The organism is Nesterenkonia xinjiangensis (genome assembly GCF_013410745.1).
GTDB lineage: Bacteria > Actinomycetota > Actinomycetes > Actinomycetales > Micrococcaceae > Nesterenkonia > Nesterenkonia xinjiangensis.
The window spans coordinates 832,396-849,612 of sequence record NZ_JACCFY010000001.1; the positions used below are offsets into that span (position 1 = coordinate 832,396).

16 protein-coding genes are annotated in these 17,217 nt (G+C 70.7%); 6 read left to right on the top strand and 10 right to left on the bottom strand.

What is annotated here, in order from left to right; genetic code table 11:
• Window positions 1-76: 76 nt before the first annotated feature.
• The gene (locus HNR09_RS03830) at window positions 77-1,729 is read right to left on the bottom strand and encodes a PucR family transcriptional regulator (RefSeq protein WP_179540844.1); all 1,653 of its coding nucleotides are present in this window, start codon (window positions 1,727-1,729) and stop codon (window positions 77-79) included.
• A gap of 132 nt (window positions 1,730-1,861) precedes the next feature.
• Here HNR09_RS03830 and HNR09_RS03835 point away from each other — a divergent pair, with 132 nt between their 5' ends.
• Window positions 1,862-3,355, top strand: coding sequence for a CoA-acylating methylmalonate-semialdehyde dehydrogenase (locus HNR09_RS03835; RefSeq protein WP_179540845.1), 1,494 nt, complete (start codon window positions 1,862-1,864; stop codon window positions 3,353-3,355).
• Between the two features lie 34 nt (window positions 3,356-3,389).
• On the top strand, window positions 3,390-4,793 hold the full coding sequence (locus HNR09_RS03840; protein WP_179540846.1) for an aspartate aminotransferase family protein: 1,404 nt from the start codon (window positions 3,390-3,392) through the stop codon (window positions 4,791-4,793).
• 41 nt (window positions 4,794-4,834) lie between these two features.
• Here the strand turns inward: HNR09_RS03840 and tsaD are convergent, their stop codons facing one another.
• From tsaD to tsaB, 3 genes are all read right to left on the bottom strand, one after another.
• Window positions 4,835-5,986, bottom strand: a complete 1,152-nt coding sequence (gene tsaD / locus HNR09_RS03845) for a tRNA (adenosine(37)-N6)-threonylcarbamoyltransferase complex transferase subunit TsaD (RefSeq protein WP_246348709.1) — start codon at window positions 5,984-5,986, stop codon at window positions 4,835-4,837.
• Window positions 5,987-6,081: 95 nt separating this feature from the next.
• On the bottom strand, window positions 6,082-6,612 hold the full coding sequence (rimI, locus tag HNR09_RS03850) for a ribosomal protein S18-alanine N-acetyltransferase (protein ID WP_179540847.1): 531 nt from the start codon (window positions 6,610-6,612) through the stop codon (window positions 6,082-6,084).
• 13 nt (window positions 6,613-6,625) lie between these two features.
• Window positions 6,626-7,321, bottom strand: coding sequence for a tRNA (adenosine(37)-N6)-threonylcarbamoyltransferase complex dimerization subunit type 1 TsaB (gene tsaB, locus HNR09_RS03855; RefSeq protein WP_343047439.1), 696 nt, complete (start codon window positions 7,319-7,321; stop codon window positions 6,626-6,628).
• 102 nt (window positions 7,322-7,423) lie between these two features.
• Between tsaB and HNR09_RS03860 the strand changes: the two genes are divergently transcribed.
• Window positions 7,424-8,293, top strand: a complete 870-nt coding sequence (locus HNR09_RS03860) for a PhzF family phenazine biosynthesis protein (RefSeq protein WP_179540849.1) — start codon at window positions 7,424-7,426, stop codon at window positions 8,291-8,293.
• Between the two features lie 44 nt (window positions 8,294-8,337).
• Here HNR09_RS03860 and tsaE read toward each other — a convergent pair whose 3' ends face one another.
• The 6 genes from tsaE to glmS all read right to left on the bottom strand — a co-directional run bounded on the left by tsaE (window position 8,338) and on the right by glmS (window position 14,541).
• The gene (gene tsaE / locus HNR09_RS03865) at window positions 8,338-8,940 is read right to left on the bottom strand and encodes a tRNA (adenosine(37)-N6)-threonylcarbamoyltransferase complex ATPase subunit type 1 TsaE (protein WP_179540850.1); all 603 of its coding nucleotides are present in this window, start codon (window positions 8,938-8,940) and stop codon (window positions 8,338-8,340) included.
• The gene (gene alr / locus HNR09_RS03870) at window positions 8,937-10,214 is read right to left on the bottom strand and encodes an alanine racemase (protein WP_179542999.1); all 1,278 of its coding nucleotides are present in this window, start codon (window positions 10,212-10,214) and stop codon (window positions 8,937-8,939) included. Before alr ends, tsaE begins: the two co-directional genes overlap by 4 nt.
• Window positions 10,215-10,258: 44 nt before the next feature.
• On the bottom strand, window positions 10,259-10,675 hold the full coding sequence (locus tag HNR09_RS03875; RefSeq protein ID WP_179540851.1) for a hypothetical protein: 417 nt from the start codon (window positions 10,673-10,675) through the stop codon (window positions 10,259-10,261).
• A 32-nt stretch (window positions 10,676-10,707) separates the two neighbouring features.
• On the bottom strand, window positions 10,708-12,240 hold the full coding sequence (locus tag HNR09_RS03880; RefSeq protein ID WP_179540852.1) for an NAD(P)H-hydrate dehydratase: 1,533 nt from the start codon (window positions 12,238-12,240) through the stop codon (window positions 10,708-10,710).
• Window positions 12,241-12,243: 3 nt separating this feature from the next.
• Window positions 12,244-12,600 carry a holo-ACP synthase gene (locus HNR09_RS03885; protein ID WP_179540853.1) on the bottom strand — a complete coding sequence of 119 codons (357 nt, stop codon included), beginning with the start codon at window positions 12,598-12,600 and terminating at the stop codon, window positions 12,244-12,246.
• Window positions 12,601-12,669: 69 nt separating this feature from the next.
• Window positions 12,670-14,541, bottom strand: coding sequence for a glutamine--fructose-6-phosphate transaminase (isomerizing) (gene glmS / locus HNR09_RS03890; protein WP_179540854.1), 1,872 nt, complete (start codon window positions 14,539-14,541; stop codon window positions 12,670-12,672).
• Between the two features lie 143 nt (window positions 14,542-14,684).
• Between glmS and coaA the strand changes: the two genes are divergently transcribed.
• The 3 genes from coaA (at window position 14,685) to mscL (ending at window position 17,201) form a co-directional block, all read left to right on the top strand.
• The gene (gene coaA, locus HNR09_RS03895; RefSeq protein ID WP_179540855.1) at window positions 14,685-15,638 is read left to right on the top strand and encodes a type I pantothenate kinase; all 954 of its coding nucleotides are present in this window, start codon (window positions 14,685-14,687) and stop codon (window positions 15,636-15,638) included.
• 10 nt (window positions 15,639-15,648) lie between these two features.
• Window positions 15,649-16,686, top strand: coding sequence for a D-alanyl-D-alanine carboxypeptidase family protein (locus HNR09_RS16455; RefSeq protein ID WP_179540856.1), 1,038 nt, complete (start codon window positions 15,649-15,651; stop codon window positions 16,684-16,686).
• A gap of 116 nt (window positions 16,687-16,802) precedes the next feature.
• Entirely contained in the window at window positions 16,803-17,201 is a 399-nt protein-coding gene (gene mscL, locus HNR09_RS03905) for a large conductance mechanosensitive channel protein MscL (RefSeq protein WP_179540857.1), read from the top strand.
• Window positions 17,202-17,217 lie beyond the last annotated feature (16 nt).

Sequence of the window (17,217 nt, forward strand, 5' to 3'; positions counted from 1 at the left end):
CCACGCCGACGCCACACTGACGCCGCCCGCTGTCAGGTGAGATGGTCTGGAGCTCCGGGAACTCGAGTCGATCGAGTCAGGTTCCCGGAACTCCAGACCACCTCGCGTCCCGGGCCGCCTCTGCGGCGTCATGGATCATCAGCGCGGCGTGCAGGGAGCTGCGGGACTCACCGTCCTCCAAGGACACCCCGAGGATCTCCTGGATCCGCTCGAGGTGCGTGTACAGGGCCGGGCGGCTCATATGCAGGGCCTGAGCCACCGCGGACTTGTTCCCGGCCAGCCGCAGGTGGGCGCGCAGGACCTCCATGGATCTGCCACCCCGTCGGATGTCATCCAGCACCAGGGGCCCCAGCTCGGCCTCGGCGAACCGCTGGACCCGCGGATCATCCCGCAGCAGCGTGGCCAGACCCCGGAATCGCAGGTCGGTGAAGGAACGGCACACCTCCGCCGACGCCGGCAGCGCGAGCCCGGCCAGGGCCGCCTGCCCGGCATGCGGCGTGGCGAGGATCGCCTCGACCAGGTCCTCGGCGGGCTCCCCCAGCCCGACCACGAGCCCGGGGGCCGCGGAGGTCTGCTCCACGTGACGGCGCATCTCGCGCCCCAGCACCTGCATCTCCTGCTGCATGCTTCGCCCCGGACGGGGCCGCAGCGCCAGCACCATGTGCACCGAGCCGTCGTCGGCCGTGGAGAGCAGCCCGGTGTGTCCCTGGGAGCGGATCGTGGAGGAGAGCGTGTCATGGAGGCGCCGCGCCCGCGTCCGCCCGGACTCCGCAGCCTGACCCCGTCCTGCGGGGCCGGGCTCGGGCAGACGGGCCACCGCCGCCAGATAGCCCGGGCCCCGGTCCAGGCCCATCGCCGTCGCGCGGGCCTCCGCCTGCAGCGGCCCCGCTCGGCCCTCCAGGACCTCCTGGAAGAGATCCCGATGAGCCTGCTGGTGGAGATCCGTTCCACGGTGATCCTGCATGCGTTGCAGGTGCATCGACTGGGCGGCCCGCTCCAGCACCATCTCCACCCGCGCACGGCGCATCTGCGGCTCCACGGCGATCAGCTTCCCCCAGGGGTTCTGCGGATCACCGACGTCCACCGTGCTCCAGGTGGACTCCCGCTCCTGGTCCACGCGCCGGGACTCCTCGGACCACCGGCCCAGCAGCCCGCTGAGCTCCCGCCCGGCCTCCGCCAGCGCCACCACACGGTGCAAGAGGTCCTCCAGCACCACCGGGGCGTCGAGCAGCTCGGCGGTGGTGCTGACGATCCCCTGGGGTGAGGTGCGGTGCATGGCCAGCTCGGTGAAGGTCTCGTAGATCCGGCGGGCGAACTTCACCTCGTCGTACTGCTCGGCCACCAGCCGGCGGTGGACCTGCTCGGTGATCTCGACGAAGCGGACCTGCCGGCGCAGCACCACCAGGGTGAGCCCGAGCCTGCGGGCCAGGGTGACGAATCCTGGGGGCAGGACCTCCCCCGCCGGCGTCTGCGGGTCCTCGAGCAGCTCCACCATGACGCCGACGGCGCCGGCATCGGCCAGGCCACGCAGATAGCGCTCGGGCGCGCTGGAGAGCGCCGGCCCGGTGGTGAGCACCAGTTCTCCGCCGGGCAGCAGGTGCGAGAGGTCCTCGTTGCCGCTGCTGTGGACCCAGCGGACGGGCCGTTCGAGGCCGTGGGTGCTCAGCACCTCCGGGGCACCGGCACGCACCACGTCCAGCTCCATGATCTCCGCCAGGGTGACAGCCATTGACACAGTGTAAACAGCACCCGCTCAAGTGCATACAGCATGCGCATCGGCGCCCTCCTTGTGCCCTGCCAGGCTGGACCCAGCAGATCAGCCCCCGGACCCGCTGTCCCGACAGCAGCAAGGAGCACCACGATGGCGAAGACGATCACCCATTGGCTCAACGGCGAGCCCTTCAGCGGCGCCTCGGAGCGCCGGGCTCCCGTGACCGACCCGGCCACCGGGCAGGTCACCGCCGAAGTAGCCCTGGCCGGGGCCGAGGACGCCCGCGCGGTGATCGAGGCCGCCCACTCCGCCTTCCCCGGCTGGCGTGACACCTCGCTGGCCCGCCGCACCTCAGTGCTCTTCGCCTTCCGTGAGCTGCTGAACTCCCGGAAGGGAGAGCTCGCCGAGATCATCAGCGCCGAACATGGCAAGACGGTCTCCGACGCGCTGGGCGAGGTCGGGCGCGGCCAGGAGGTGGTGGAGTTCGCCTGCGGCATCGCCCACCTGCTCAAGGGCGGCCACACCGAGAACGCCTCCACCCAGGTGGACGCCTATTCGATCCACCAGCCCTTGGGCCCGGTCGGCGTCATCAGTCCTTTCAACTTCCCGGCCATGGTGCCGATGTGGTTCTTCCCCCTGGCCGTCGCCGCCGGCAACACCGTGGTGCTCAAGCCTTCCGAGAAGGACCCCTCAGCGTCCCTGTGGATGGCCCGCCTGTGGAAAGAGGCCGGCCTGCCCGACGGCGTGTTCAACGTCCTGCACGGTGACAAGGCCGCCGTCGACGAGCTGCTGACCCATCCGGCCATCCGAGCGATCAGCTTCGTGGGGTCCACCCCGATCGCCGAGTACGTGTATCGCACCGGCACCGCGGCGGGCAAACGGGTCCAGGCCCTCGGTGGGGCGAAGAACCACGCCATCGTGCTCCCCGACGCCGATCTCGACCTGGCCGCGGACGCCATGGTCTCCGCAGGATTCGGCTCCGCCGGCGAGCGCTGCATGGCGATCTCCGCCTGTGTGGCCGTGGGCCCGATCGCCGACGAGCTGGTCGCCAGGATCGCCGACCGCACACGCGGCCTCACCCTCGGTCGGGGCAGCGCCGAACCGGACATGGGCCCGCTGGTCACCCGCGAGCACCGGAACAAGGTCTCCGGCTACATCGACGCCGGCGTGGCGGCCGGAGCCGAGCTCGTCGTCGACGGTCGGGGCAGACAGGCCGAAGGCCTCCCCGGGGGACACTGGCTGGGGCCTACGCTCTTCGACCGCGTCGCCGAGGACATGTCCATCTACACGGACGAGATCTTCGGCCCGGTGCTCTCCGTGGTGCGTGCCGAGTCCTATGACGAGGCGCTGGCACTTGTCAACCGCAACCGGTACGGCAACGGCACCGCGATCTTCACCCACGACGGCGGCGCGGCGCGCCGGTTCCAGAACGAGGTGGAGGTCGGTATGGTCGGGATCAACGTCCCCATCCCCGTGCCCATGGCGTACTACAGCTTCGGAGGGTGGAAGGCCTCGCTGTTCGGGGACTCCCACGCCCATGGGATGCACGGAGTCCATTTCTTCACCCGTGCGAAGGCCGTGACCAGCCGCTGGCAGGACCCGAGCCACGGCGGCCTACAGCTCGGTTTCCCGCAGAACGCCTGATCACCGCTTCGCCGACGAGGAAGGACCTCCTGACATGACACCTCGCACCCCCGCCGTGGACACCCATCCGGCCGACGCCCCGCAGCGGGACATCGGGGCAGACGTCCTCGAGGACGCCCGGACGACCTACGAGCTGGACCGCCGCCATGTCTTCCACTCCTGGTCAGCCCAAGCGGAGCTGGATCCGATGACCATCGTCGGCGCAGAGGGTAGCTACATCTGGGACGGCACCGGCCGTCGTCTGCTGGACTTCTCCTCCCAGCTGGTCTACACGAACATCGGCCACCAGCACCCCGCCGTCGTCGAGGCCATCCAGCGGCAGGCCGCGGACCTGTGCACCGTGGCCCCGCAGCATGCCAACGCCGCCCGCTCGCGCGCCGCCCAGCTGATCGCCGAGCGGACTCCCGGGGATCTGGACCAGATCTTCTTCACCAACGGAGGGGCCGACGCGGTGGAGCATGCGGTGCGCATGGCGCGGCTGCACACCGGCCGGTACAAGGTGCTCAGCCGGTATCGCTCGTATCACGGCGGCACTGACACCGCGATCAACCTCACCGGCGACCCGCGCCGCTGGCCCAACGACTACGGCTCCTCCGGGGCCGTGCACTTCTTCGGGCCGTTCCTCTACCGCTCGGCATTCCACTCCACCTCGGAGGAGGAGGAGTCGGCGCGCGCCCTGGAGCATCTGGAGCAGACCGTCCGTCTGGAGGGCCCGGAGACGATCGCCGCCATCGTGCTGGAGTCCATCCCCGGCACCGCAGGGATCATGATTCCCCCGGTGAGCTACATGCAGGGGGTCCGGGAGCTGTGCGACCGCCACGGGATCATGTTCATCGCCGATGAGGTCATGGCCGGCTTCGGGCGCACCGGCCGGTGGTTCGCCATCGAGCACTTCGACGTGGTCCCGGACCTGCTGACCTTCGCGAAGGGGGTGACCTCCGGGTACGTGCCGCTGGGCGGCGTGGCGATCAGCCGGCGCATCGGCGAGACCTTCGACCACCGTCCCTACCCGGGGGGCCTGACCTATTCGGGCCACCCGCTGGCCGCCGCCGCGGCAGTGGCCACGATCGAGGCCATGGAGGCCGAAGGCATCGTGGAGAACGCCCGGCGGATCGGCGAGGAGGTCATCGGGCCGCGGCTGCGTGAGATGCAGCAGCGGCACCCGTCGATCGGAGAGGTCAGAGGCGCGGGAGTGTTCTGGGCCGTGGAGCTGGTCAAGGACCCCGTCACCCGTGAGCCGCTGGCCCCCTACGGGGGCAGCAGCCCTGACATGGCGGCGGTGCTGGCCGAGTGCAAGGCGCTCGGGCTGCTGCCGTTCGCGAACTTCAACCGCATCCACGTGGTGCCGCCCTGCACGATCACCGAGGCGGAGGCCCGCGCCGGGTTGGACATCCTGGACCGCGCCCTGGAGACCGCCGACGCCGCCGTCGCCGGCTGACACGCGGCGGAGGGCCTGCCTGCGGGCGTCCCGACGGGGGCTCAGACGCTGATGCGTTCCACCGGCTGGGAGGAGTCGGCCGGGATGTCCAACGACGACGGCGCCACGCCGGCCGCCACCAGCTGAGCTCCGAGTGCGGCCACCATCGCGCCGTTGTCGGTGCACAGGGCCACCGGCGGGATGCGCAGCTCGATGCCGGCAGCTGCGCAGCGTGCGGCCAGCAGCTCGCGCAGTCGGCGGTTGGCGGCCACTCCTCCGCCCAGCAGCAGCGTGGTGATGCCGTGCTCGCGGGCCGCTCGGACGGCTTTGGACGTGAGCACGTCCACCACGGCCTCCTGGAAGCTGGCGGCGATGTCCGTGGTGGGCACCGGCCGCCCGGCGGCCTCGAACTGCTCCACGGCACGGGCCACGGCGGTCTTCAGCCCGGAGAACGACCAGTCGTGCCGGTGCCTGCCGGGCTGCTCGGCGGTGCCGATGAACTTCGGCAGGGTCAGCCCACGCGGGAAGCGGAAGGCCTCCGGATCGCCCTTCGCGGCGAGACGGTCGATCGTCGGGCCTCCCGGGTATCCCAGTCCCAGCAGCCGGGCCACCTTGTCATAGGCCTCCCCGGCGGCGTCGTCAATGGTGGATCCGAGCAGCTCGACCTCGTGGGTCAGGGAACGCACCCGCAGGATCTCGGTGTGCCCGCCGGAGACCAGCAGGGCCCCGGTCCCCGCGGGAAGCTGAGTCACCCCGGTGTGCTGGTCCGATGTCAGGGACCCCTCCAGCAGCGCGCCCTCGCCCGGACCGCCCTCCAGCAGCCCCACTCCGACGTGGGCGACCAGGTGGTTGATCCCGTAGAGCGGCTTGCCCGCGGCCAGGGCGAGCCCTTTGGCGGCGGAGAGGCCCACCATCAGGGCGCCCGCCAGGCCGGGGCCGGAGGTCACAGCGATCGCGTCGACGTCGTCGAGGGTGACCTCGGCGGTCTCCAGGGCCTGGCGCAGCGTGGGCACGAAGGCCTCGAGGTGGGCGCGGGCGGCGATCTCGGGGATCACCCCGCCGAAGCGTGCATGCTCCTCGATAGAGCTGGACACCGTGTTGGCCAGCAGTCGGGTGCCGCGGACGATGCCCACGCCGGTCTCGTCGCAGGAGGTCTCGATGCCCAGCACCAGCGGTGCGGCCGGGTCGGCAGCGGGGATCTGCTCAGTCATCATGTCCCTCTCCTCCAGGGTGAGATGGTGTGTTTCCGCCCGAAAGAGCGCCGAGAAGCGTGTGTTCGGGCGGAAACACACCATCTCACCGTGAACACTCAGCGCAGCCGGGAGGCCGAGGTCGGGGCGTCCAAGTCTGTCAGCGGCTTCTGCATGATCAGCGCGTCGGCGCCGTCCGGGTAGTACCGGCGGCGGGTATGGATGTGGGTGAAGCCCTCGCGGCGGTAGAGGCCCTGGGCGCCGTCGTTGTCGGACCGGACCTCCAGCAGCACCTGCTCCGCTCCGAGATCGCGGGCGGTGTCCACCACCAGGTGCAGCATCGTAGTGCCCAGCCCTCGGCCCTGGGCCTCGGGCGCCACCGCGATGGTCTGCACATCCGCCAGCGGCAGCACGCACATCATCCCCACGAAGCCGATGATCCGCTCGTCGGTGAGCGGATCGTCCTCCACCGGTTCGGTGCAGACCCAGTAGCGGCGGGTCGCCCGCTCCCCCTGCGTGTGGGCGAGCTCCTCGTGGAAGAACTGCTCCGGCCAGGCGTCATGCGGGAAGAGCCGCTGCTCCAGGGCGAGGACCTCGGGGATGTCCTCGGCGACCATGCTCCGCAGCGAGACCGCGGGCCCGGCGCTCATGCCCTCGTCTCCGTCATGCGGTGGCCCTCTTGCGGCGGACCGGCACCTTGGCATCGGATTCCCGCAGGTAGAGCGGCAGGGGCTCGCGGCGGGCCTGGGGCCTGGATTCGGCGAGCAGCGCGAGCTCGGCGGCGTCGGCCGTCCACTGCCCGGCCTCATCAGGAGCTCCCGGGGGCAGGCCGAGCTGCTCGGGATAGAGCGTGACGCCGACCCCGACGGCACCGAGTGCGGGCAGCTCCGCGGCGGGGCCCACATGCGGACCGTCGATCAGCTCGGCGGCCGCCCAGCTGGCTCCGCCTGCGTCGGCATCAGGCGCCGCGGCCCGGTACCGGCCCCAGTAGACCTCACGACGGCGCGCGTCGACGGCGACGAGGAACTCGGCATCGGCTCCCAGCCCGTGGGAGATCGCACGCCGGGCCGGCGAGTCGAGGCTGCAGATGCCGTGCAGAGGCCTGTGCCAGACCTCGGCCAGGCTGTGGGCGAGCACCAGGCCCACCCGCAGCCCGGTGAAGGGCGCCGGCCCCACCCCGACCACCACGGCGTCCAGCCGGGCTCCGGTGACACCGGCCCGGTCCATCACCTCGCCGACTGCGGAGGCCAGGACCTCGGCATGGGTGGTGGTGGCGTCGGTGCGCCAGCTGGCCAGCACCTCGCCGTCGTGCACGACGGCGGCGGAGGCACCGGCGGAGGAGTCGATCGCGAGAAGCACCCCTCCATGGTAGTGGGTTCGCCGATCGTCGGCCGCCGTCGCCGGGCGGAGCCGCGCTCCCTCGGAGGGAATGGCCCGATGCCCGACCATGTTGATGTGGCCATGACCGAGATCTTCCGCATGACGGCGTTCAGCGATCACCCCGACGGGGGCAACCCCGCCGGCGTCGTGTTGGAGGGGGCTGGTCTCACCGATGCCGAGATGCTGCACCTGGCAGCCGAGGTCGGCTTCTCCGAGACCGCTTTCGTCCTCTCCGGTCCGGACAGCGACGGCGCCGCACGGCTGCGCTTCTTCTCGCCGCTGGCCGAAGTCCCCTTCTGCGGGCATGCCACGGTGGCCACGGCGGTGCTGCTGGCAGAACGCACCGGTCAGGATCGTTTCTCCTTCGACACTCCGGCAGGGGAGATCAGTCTCCGCACCAGGACGGCAGACGGGGTCACCCATGCCTCGTTCACGAGCGTGGAGCCGTGGGTGCGGGAGCTGGAGCACCAGACCCTCACCGACCTCCTGAGTCTGCTGGGCATCCACCGCGAGGATCTCGACCCGCGGCTGCCTCCGCGGGAGTCCTTCGCGGGCAACCCGCACCCGGTGCTGGCGGTCCGTGACGCCGAGGTCTTCGACAGCTTCGACGTCGACCCCCAGGCCGTGCGGCGCCTCATGGACGCCCAGGGTTGGACCGGGACCGTGACGGTGGTCCACAGGATGGCCCCCACCCCGGGGTCCGAGCCGCCCGGCCCGTTGACCTTCGAGGCACGGAACATCTTCCCGGTCGGAGAGATCACCGAGGATCCGGCCACCGGTTCGGCAGCGGCCTCCGTGGGCGCCTGGCTGCGTTCACTCGGAGCGGTGAGCCCACCGGAGCAGGTGGTGATCCACCAGGGCCGCCATGTGGGCCGGCCGAGCGTGCTGCTCGGGCACGTGCCGGAGGCCGGCGGCATCACGGTCACCGGTACCGCGACGCTGATCCGCTGAACTGCTGAACCCGAAGAGCGCGAAGGACGCAGCTGGAGCCGGGCTCAGCGGCGGAGGTCCGGCGGGGTCGACCACCGCGGGCCGTACCCGCGCACCACCGCGTGGCGGGCGGCGCCTCGCACGTCCTCCTCGGTCTCTGAGAAGTCGGTGATGATCTCCGCGTCGCCTTCCCCTGAGCCCTCGGACTCCGGGGTCACCAGCTCCAGATCCAGCCAGGAGCCGGACTCACTCACCAGCGCGGGCTCGGCCAGGTTCCGCCCCCACTCGACCACGGTGACCGACTCTCGCAGGGTGGCGGCGATGTCGAGGTCCTCGAAGCCGGCGGCGTCGGTGCGGTAGGCGTCCACGTGGACGAGATCGACGTCGGCAGGCCCTGCCCCGCGGTGGATCCGGCTCAGCACGAACGTCGGCGAGCTGATCTGCCCCTCCACTCCGAGTCCGGCGGCCAACGACTGGGTGAAGGTCGTCTTGCCCGCGCCGAGCCCTCCGGTGAGGATCAGCAGATCCCCGGCTCGCAGGCTCTTCGCGAGGACTCGTCCCAGCGCGGCGGTGTCGTCCAGGTCCTGCAGCTCGAGCCGACGTGTCCAGGCCTCTCCCGGAACCGGCGCGGGAACCCCATCCGCACCCCCGGGCGCGGCGCCGCTCATGGACTGTCCTCCTCCAGGCTCCCGGCACCGGGCAGCCCGACGACGGCGTCAGCCGTCCTGCCGGCCTTGGCCTGACCCGGTTCCGCCGCGGAGGCGGGCCCGGAAGAGTCGGCCACCAGTCGGGGCACACGCCCGCCGATGCGGGTGATGATCTCGTAGTTGATGGTCTGTGCCGCCCGCCCCCAGTCGGCGGCGGAGATCCCGGAGTCCCCGCCGAAGAGGACCACCTCGTCGCCCACCTGCACCTCGGTGTCCGGGTCACCCAGGTCCACCACGAACTGGTCCATGGCGACCCGCCCCACCGATTGATAGGTCCGCCCGGAGATCTGCACCGGGGCGTGCACCGCGATCCTCGGCACTCCGTCGCCGTAGCCCAGCGGGATCAGCGCCAAGGCGGTGGGGCGGTCCACCCGGTGGGTCAGCCCGTAGCTGATGCCCTGCCCGGAGGGCACACGTTTGACGTTGGCGACCCTGGTGCGCAGCTCCATGGCCGGGCGCAGTCCCAGGTCCTCGGCGGTGCGGTCCGCGAAGGGACTCTGCCCGTAGACGCCGACGCCCACTCGCACCATGTCGAAGTGCGCGTCGGGGCGGGAGAACGCGGCCGGGGTGTTGGCCACATGGCGCAGCGAGACGCTCAGGCCCGCCTCCTCGGCGACCTTCAGCGCCGCCTGGTAGACCTCCAGCTGCTCGTCAGTCTCCCGCCGGTCGGGCTCATCGGCCACCGCCAGGTGGGTGAAGATCCCCACCACGGACAACAGCCCGCGATCCTGATGCTCGGCGGCGCGGGCCACCAGCTCCGGCCACTCGGCCACGGTGCACCCGTTGCGGCCGAGCCCGGTGTCGATCTTCAGGTGCACATGGGCCGGGGTCTGCAGCGCCGACGCCGCGGCGGCGACCTCCTCGAGCTCCCAGCCGGAGATGCCGATGTCGATGTTCTGGGTGATCGCCTCGGCGAAATCGGTCTGCGAGGTGTGCAGCCAGGCCAGCACCGGGACCTCGATCCCGGCCTCACGCAGCGCCAGCGCCTCGGTGACATGGGCGACGCCGATCCAGTCGGCACCTGCCTCGACGGCGGCCCGCGCCGCGGTCACCGCGCCGTGGCCGTAGCCGTCGGCCTTGACTGCCACCATGAGTTTGGCGGGGCTGACATAGGAGGCGATGGTCTCCACATTGTGACGGATGGCGGCGGGATCGATGATCGCCGCGCGTTCGAAGCCGTCGGGAAGACCCCGCAGCGGTGCGGGCACGCGACCATGCGTGCCGGGGGTGGACATCATGACATCCACTCTACGCGGAGCCGGTGACCTGACCGGGGCGCTCAGCGCATCTTGTCGGACAGCCAGCTTCCCCAGCCGACGGCGGCACCCAGCAGCAGGATCCAGGCCACCTGCAGCACCGGGCTCAGGGGCGCCCAGAGCAGGGCGAAGGTCACCACCGCACCCACTCCGGCCGCAGCGACGCCGGCGGTGACGGCGGTGCCCATCGGAGTGGTCGCCGACATCCACCGGGAGAGCATCCCCAGTCCGGCCCCGAGGAGCCCCGCGACCAGGCTGATCGGGGTCAGCAGCCGCAGATAGGCGGCCATCGCCAGCAGCGTCTCGTCTCCGGCGATGAACCCGGTCATCAGGTCCACCGGCACGGCCACGATGACGATGAGCGCGACGGCGGTCAGCGAGCCGAGGACGCAGAAGATCAGGCGGGCGATCGGCCGCACGGGCGGGACGGTGGAAGTCATGGCAGGTTCATCCTCGCAGATAATGGCCCGCGTCAGCGGGTCGGTCCGACGGCCGAGAGCAGCTCCCCGGCGCCGAAGGCCCCACAGGCGTAGGGGTCGAGTCGTTTGGCCGCCTCGGCGTGCAGCCGCACGCCCAGCGCCGCCGTGCGCCACATCGGGGCCGTGGGATCCACTGCGGCGAGGGCCCCGATGATGCCGGTGAGCACGTCGCCGGAGCCGGCGGTGGCCAGGCCCGGGGCGTGGACCCGATGCACCACGGTCGGTCCACCGGGTGCGGCGATCACCGTGGAGGGCCCCTTCAGCAGCACGGTCACGTTGAGCCGGGAGGCCAGCTGCTCCACCGCACTGGCCGGGTCCCGGTCCAGCACCTCGACGAGCTCCTCGTGGCCGGTGTTGACCATGACCCGGCGGAGCTCCCCGGCGTGCGGTGTCAGCAGCACGTTGGGACCCAGGTCCTCGTCGGCGAAGTACTCCTCGTCCAGGTTCGCCAGGGCCGAGGCGTCGATCACGCAGGGGTGCTCCTTGCCCGCCCATTCCACCGCGCGGCCCATCGCCGCGATCTGGAAGACGTCGCGGGAAATGCCCGGGCCGATCGCCGTCGCGGAGGCACGCTCCAGCACTGCAGCGGACTTCCCGGAGGTGGTGACCACCTCCGGCATCATGATGCTCAGCCGTTCCCGGACCTCTTCGGGCGCCTGCAGGGTGACCATGCCGACCCCCGAGGTCACCGCCGCCGTGGCGGTCAGCTGCGCGGCTCCGGGGTACTGCACGGAGCCGGCGATCACATGCAGCACGCCGCGGGAGTACTTGTGGTCCCGCGGGGAGACCCGGGGCCGGGAGAGCGGCTCGGGGGCGTCCGGGGCGTCGGGGGTGGTGGCGCGCAGCCGTTCGTCGCCCACCAGCCAGCGGGCAGGGGTGGGCAGGTGCTCGCCCAGGCCGATGTCGACGGCGCGGATCTGTCCGGCGGCATGGGAGCCCTCCCCCAGCGCAAGCCCTGACTTGATCCCGCCGAAGGTGACGGTCATGTCCGCATCGATTACGTCACCGGCCACCGCGCCGGTCTCCACGTCCACTCCGGAGGGGATGTCGCAGGCGATCACCTGGGTGGACTCGTCGGCGAGGACCTCCCCGAGCCCGGGGATGTGCGGCATCTCGAAGCCCACCCGGGAGCCGGTGCCGATGATCGCGTCGATCAGCGCATCGGTCCCAGTGTCGACGACGTCCACGAGCTTCCCGCCGGCGGCCAGGAACGTCGCCAGTCCGGCCTCATGGGCACGGTCGCGCATCAGCACCGCATGCGTCTCCACCCCGCGGCGCCGCAGCATCGCCAGGGCGTAGAGGCCGTCACCGCCGTTGTTGCCGGAGCCGATGAGCCCGGTGACCTTGGCCCCGTACACGGAGCCGCGGACGGAGCGCAGACGCTCCAGCACCACCTGGGCGAGCCCGTAGGCGGCTCGGCGCATCAACGTCTCGCGGTGTCCTGCCTCCAGCAGCGGAGCCTCCGCCTCGCGGATCTGTCGTCCGGAGTAGAGCGGGATCAGCGGAATCCGTGCGGGTGCACCCATGGGTCAGCCCTTCCCCTCGGCCACTACCATGGCGGTGGCGACGTCGCCGTCGTGGGACAGCGAGAGGTGCCAGCGCACGACGCCGCGCGCCCGCGCGACCTCAGCGACTGTTCCGGTGACCTCCACCTGGGGGGCACCGCGGGAGTCGAGCACCACCTGGCAGTCCTGCCAGTTCATCCCGGCAGGGGCGCCCAGGGCCTTGGCCACCGCCTCCTTGGCGGCGAAACGGGCTGCCAGCGAGCGCACCGTCAGCGGGCGCTCCGCCGGGACGAAGAGCCGCTCCCGCAGGGCGGGAGCCTTCTTCAGCTGCTGGGTGAAGCGCGTGACGAGCACGACGTCCACACCGATCCCGACGATCACGGCAGGTCCTCCTTCAGCGGGTGTTCGGGGCGAGGACCGCCGCGCCCGGCTCGCACCGGACACAGCGGCTCATTCGACGGTGACGGACTTGGCGAGGTTGCGCGGCTGGTCGACGTCGAACCCCTTCTCCGAGGCCAGCGCGCAGGCGAAGATCTGCAGCGGGACAGTGGTCAGCAGCGGCATCAGCAGCGGCTGCGTCTCCGGGACGCGGAACACCGACTCGGAGAACTGCCGCACCGAGTCGTCGCCCTCTTCGGCCACGGTGATGGTCTTCGCACCCCGGGCGCGGACCTCCTGGATGTTGGAGACCACCTTGGAGTGCAGCGAGTCGCGGCCGCGCGGGGACGGGACCACCACGAAGACCGGCTGGCCCTCGTCGATCAGCGCGATGGGGCCGTGCTTGAGCTCACCGGCGGCGAAGCCCTCGGCGTGGATGTAGGCCAGCTCCTTGAGCTTGAGCGCACCCTCCATGGCCACGGGATAGCCGACGTGGCGTCCCAGGAAGAGCACCGAGGGGGTGTCCTTCATGTCCCGGGCGAGCTGCTTGATCTGCTCGGAGCCGTCCAGGATCGTCTGGATCTTGCCGGGGATCTTGTGCAGGTCGGCCAGGATGTCGGAGATCTGGCCCTGGAACAGCTGACCGCGCAGCTGGGCGAGGTAGAGGCCCAGCAGGTAGGCCGCGGCGATCATCGCCAGGAAGGCCTTGGTGGAGGCCACCGCGATCTCCGGGCCGGCATGCAGGTAGAGCACGGCGTCGGACTCGCGGGGGATGGTCGCCCCGTTGGTGTTGCAGATGGACAGCGTGCGGGCGCCCTGCTCCTTGGCATAGCGGACCGCCATCAGGGTGTCCATGGTCTCCCCGGACTGGGAGATGGAGACCACCAGCGTGGTCTCGTCGATGATCGGGTCCCGGTAGCGGAACTCGTGGGCCAGCTCCACCTCCACGGGGATGCGGCACCAGTGCTCGATCGCGTACTTGGCCACGGTGCCGGCGTAGGCGGCCGTGCCGCAGGCCAGCACGATGATCTTCTGGACGTCCTTGAGCTCCTGCGGATCGATGCGCAGCTCGTCCAGGGTGAGACGGCCCTCGGCGTCGGTGCGGCCCAGCAGGGTGTCCTCGACCGCCTTGGGCTGCTCGTTGATCTCCTTCTCCATGAAGGTGTCGTAGCCGCCCTTCTCCGCGGCGGCGGCGTCCCAGTCCACGCGGAACCGCTTGCCCTCGGCCGGTGTGCCGTCGAAGCCGATGATGGCGACCGCGTCGGAGGTGATGGTGACGATCTGGTCCTGCTCGAGCTCCACGGCGTCGCGGGTGAAGTCGATGAAGCCGGAGACGTCGGAGCCCAGGAAGTTCTCTCCCTCGCCCAGGCCGACCACCAGCGGCGAGTTGCGGCGGGCGGCGACCACCCGGTCCGGCTGGTCGGCGTGCACCGCCAGCAGGGTGAAGGCGCCGTCGAGCTCCTGGCAGGCCAGGCGCATGGCCTCGGTGAGGTCACCGGCGGCGTCGCCTGCGAAGTGCCGGCCGATCAGCTGGGCGGCCACCTCGGTGTCGGTCTGCGAGTCGAAGGTGCATCCGTCGGCGAGGAGGCGCTCCTTGAGCTCGGCGAAGTTCTCGATGATGCCGTTGTGGATGACGGCGAGCCTGCCCTCGTCCCCCAGGTGCGGGTGGGCGTTCTGATCAGTGGGGCCGCCGTGGGTGGCCCAACGGGTGTGCCCGATGCCCAGGGTCGCAGGCGTGAGCGGCGCGGTCTCGATCTCCGTGACGAGGTTGGCCAGCTTGCCGGCCTTCTTGCGCGCCTCGACGGCTCCCCCGGCGATGGTCGCGACGCCGGCGGAGTCGTACCCGCGGTACTCCAGGCGGCGAAGCCCCTCGAGGAGCACGTCGAGTGCGTTGTGTCCAGCAGTCTTCTCAGGCAGGCCGATGTAGCCGACGATTCCACACATGCGACATAGCGTATCGTGTTCACGTGTCACCGCACTCTGATGAGCATCCGCGCCCCGCGGCTCCGATCCCGACCGAGCCGCATCCCACAGGCCCTCTTCCGGCCGAGGTCGCGGGCACGGCTCCGTGGGCGGGATCACCCCCGATGGCTGCGGACTCCTCTGACCACTATTCGCCCTTCGTGGAGTTGGACCGCCGGGCCTGGTCGCGGCTGGCCGACACGATCGAGCAGCCGCTGAACCAGGAGGACGTCGACCGGCTGCGCGGCATCGGCGAGCACCTCTCGCTGGACGAGGTGGCCCAGATCTATCTGCCGCTCTCCCGCCTGCTGTCCATCTATGTGGAGTCGGCCGCCCACCTGCGCGCGGCCACCAACGACTTCCTGGGAGGCAACGCCCGGCGCACCCCGTTCGTCATCGGCGTGGCCGGATCGGTGGCCGTCGGGAAGTCCACGACCGCCCGCGTGCTCCAGGAGATGCTGCGCCGCTGGCCCTCGACCCCGCGGGTGGAGCTGGTCACCACCGACGGCTTCCTCTATCCCAACGCGGAGCTGCGCCGCCGGGGCCTCATGGAGCGCAAGGGGTTCCCGGAGGCCTATGACCGGCGCAAGCTGCTGCGCATGGTCTCCGAGGTGAAGTCCGGCAAGCCCGAGGTGCGCGCCCCGTGGTACTCGCACCTCTACTACGACATCGTCCCGGACAGGGAGGTCGTGATCCGGCGCCCCGACGTGCTGATCGTGGAGGGACTGAACGTGCTGCAGCCCGCCCGGGTCCGCGCCGACGGCACCACCGGGCTCGCGCTGAGCGACTTCTTCGACTTCTCCATCTACGTGGATGCCAAGCCGCGCCACATCGAGCAGTGGTATGTGGACCGGTTCATGCGCTGGCGCACCGGCGCCTTCGCGAACCCGGAGAGCTTCTTCCACCAGTACTCCTTCCTCTCCGACGAGGAGGCGGTGCAGCGCGCCACCGACATCTGGCACCGGATCAACGGCCCGAACCTGCGGGAGAACATCCAGCCCACCCGGTCCCGTGCCCGGCTGGTGATGAGCAAGGACAGCGACCATTCCGTCTCCCGCGTCCTGCTGAGAAAGGTGTGACTCGGTCCCCGTGAGCCCCAGCTCTCCGACATCTCCGCCATCCGCCCGGCAGCCCACCGGCTCCACCGCAGGTTCCGGACGCCGACGTCGCCCTTCCGCCGCGGTGATCCGCCGACGTCGACTCCTGGTGGTGGCGCTGCTGCTGGTGCTGCTCGCCGGGCTCGGCTGGGGCGGCGCACGGCTGGTCGACACGTTCAGCGGAGCAGACCGGGAGCCGGCCTCCGAGCAGGCGGCCGAACAGACGGCCGAGCAGGGAGCCGAGCAGGATACCGACGACGGCGAGTCCGAGGCCGCGCCTGCCACGGACGCCGATGCTGACACTGACACTGGCGCTGACACTGGCGCTGACGCCGACACGGACGCCTCGGGAGGCTCTGAGCCTTCCACCCGGCGGACCGACACCCAGTCCCCCGAGGAGTACTATCCCCGGGTCAGCGACGCGTCCTTCGATCCGGACTCCATCCACGTGCTGGTCAATCGCCTCAATCCGTTGGAGCCGCTGGACTACCAGCCTGATGATCTGGTCACCCCGGAGGTGCGCTCCGTGCGCGACGGCATGCTGCTACGTGAGGAGCCCTCTGAGGCGCTGGTGGAGCTGTTCGAGGCCTCGGACGCCGAAGGGCTGCTGCTCACCCTGACCAGCGCCTACCGATCCCACGGCTATCAGCAGACGCTCTATGACGCGCGCGCCGCCGAGATGGGCGTGGAGGGCGCCGACGAATACACCGCCCGTCCCGGCCATTCGGAGCACCAGACCGGGCTCGCCGCCGATGTGATCGCCTATGACAACGCTTCGTGCGGGCTCGGCGCCTGCTTCGGGGACACCGCCGAGGGCATCTGGCTGGCAGAGAATGCCCACCGGTTCGGGTTCATCATCCGCTACCAGGAGGGCAGCGAGGACATCACCGGCTACGCCTACGAGCCCTGGCATCTTCGCTACGTCGGGGTGGAGACTGCGGAGGCCGTCCACGAGGAGGCGGTGACCCTGGAGGAGTTCTGGGACGAGCCGCCCGCTCCGGAGTATCCCTCGGACGAGGCGGAGGACTGAGCGCCCACCGCGGCTCGGTGCAGCCTCTGCGCGCTGATGATGTTCTGCGTCACACTCGGCGCGATCAGGTCTGCCCCCGGAAGACAGTCCTGACCTGTCGTGCTTAGAATCAGGCCATGATCAAGGGATTCAAAGAGTTCATCCTGCAGGGCAACGTCGTGGACCTCGCCGTCGCCGTCGTCATCGGGACGGCCTTCGCCGCCGTCGTCAACGCGCTGGTGGAGCACGTGCTCATGCCGCTGATCTCCGCGCTCGTGGGAGCTCCGGACTTCGACAGCTTCGCGGTGGTCTCGCTGAACGGGAACGACATCCTCTTCGGCGTGCTGCTGACCCAGCTGATCAACTTCCTGCTCATCGCCGCGGCCATCTACGTGGTGGTCGTGGTCCCGATGAACAAGATCATCGAGGCCCGCAAGCGCCGCCTGGGCCTCGATGACGCCGAGGACGTCGAGGCGGACGTGCAGCTGCTCACCGAGATCCGCGACCTGCTCCAGGCCCAGCAGGCGTCCCGCTGATCCTCGCAGCACCGCG

Bases quoted from the DNA above. Each gene is read 5' to 3' on its own strand.
- tsaE (WP_179540850.1), bottom strand. From the start codon at position 8,940: ATGAGCGGCGCCGCGCCCGGGGGTGCGGATGGGGTTCCCGCGCCGGTT.
- HNR09_RS03880 (WP_179540852.1), bottom strand. From the start codon at position 12,240: ATGGGTGCACCCGCACGGATTCCGCTGATCCCGCTCTACTCCGGACGA.
- rimI (WP_179540847.1), bottom strand. From the start codon at position 6,612: ATGAGCGCCGGGCCCGCGGTCTCGCTGCGGAGCATGGTCGCCGAGGAC.
- HNR09_RS03875 (WP_179540851.1), bottom strand. From the start codon at position 10,675: ATGACTTCCACCGTCCCGCCCGTGCGGCCGATCGCCCGCCTGATCTTC.
- tsaD (WP_246348709.1), bottom strand. From the start codon at position 5,986: ATGATGACTGAGCAGATCCCCGCTGCCGACCCGGCCGCACCGCTGGTG.
- alr (WP_179542999.1), bottom strand. From the start codon at position 10,214: ATGTCCACCCCCGGCACGCATGGTCGCGTGCCCGCACCGCTGCGGGGT.
- HNR09_RS03835 (WP_179540845.1), top strand. From the start codon at position 1,862: ATGGCGAAGACGATCACCCATTGGCTCAACGGCGAGCCCTTCAGCGGC.
- HNR09_RS03830 (WP_179540844.1), bottom strand. From the start codon at position 1,729: ATGGCTGTCACCCTGGCGGAGATCATGGAGCTGGACGTGGTGCGTGCC.
- glmS (WP_179540854.1), bottom strand. From the start codon at position 14,541: ATGTGTGGAATCGTCGGCTACATCGGCCTGCCTGAGAAGACTGCTGGA.
- HNR09_RS03860 (WP_179540849.1), top strand. From the start codon at position 7,424: ATGACCGAGATCTTCCGCATGACGGCGTTCAGCGATCACCCCGACGGG.
- mscL (WP_179540857.1), top strand. From the start codon at position 16,803: ATGATCAAGGGATTCAAAGAGTTCATCCTGCAGGGCAACGTCGTGGAC.
- HNR09_RS03840 (WP_179540846.1), top strand. From the start codon at position 3,390: ATGACACCTCGCACCCCCGCCGTGGACACCCATCCGGCCGACGCCCCG.
- coaA (WP_179540855.1), top strand. From the start codon at position 14,685: ATGGCTGCGGACTCCTCTGACCACTATTCGCCCTTCGTGGAGTTGGAC.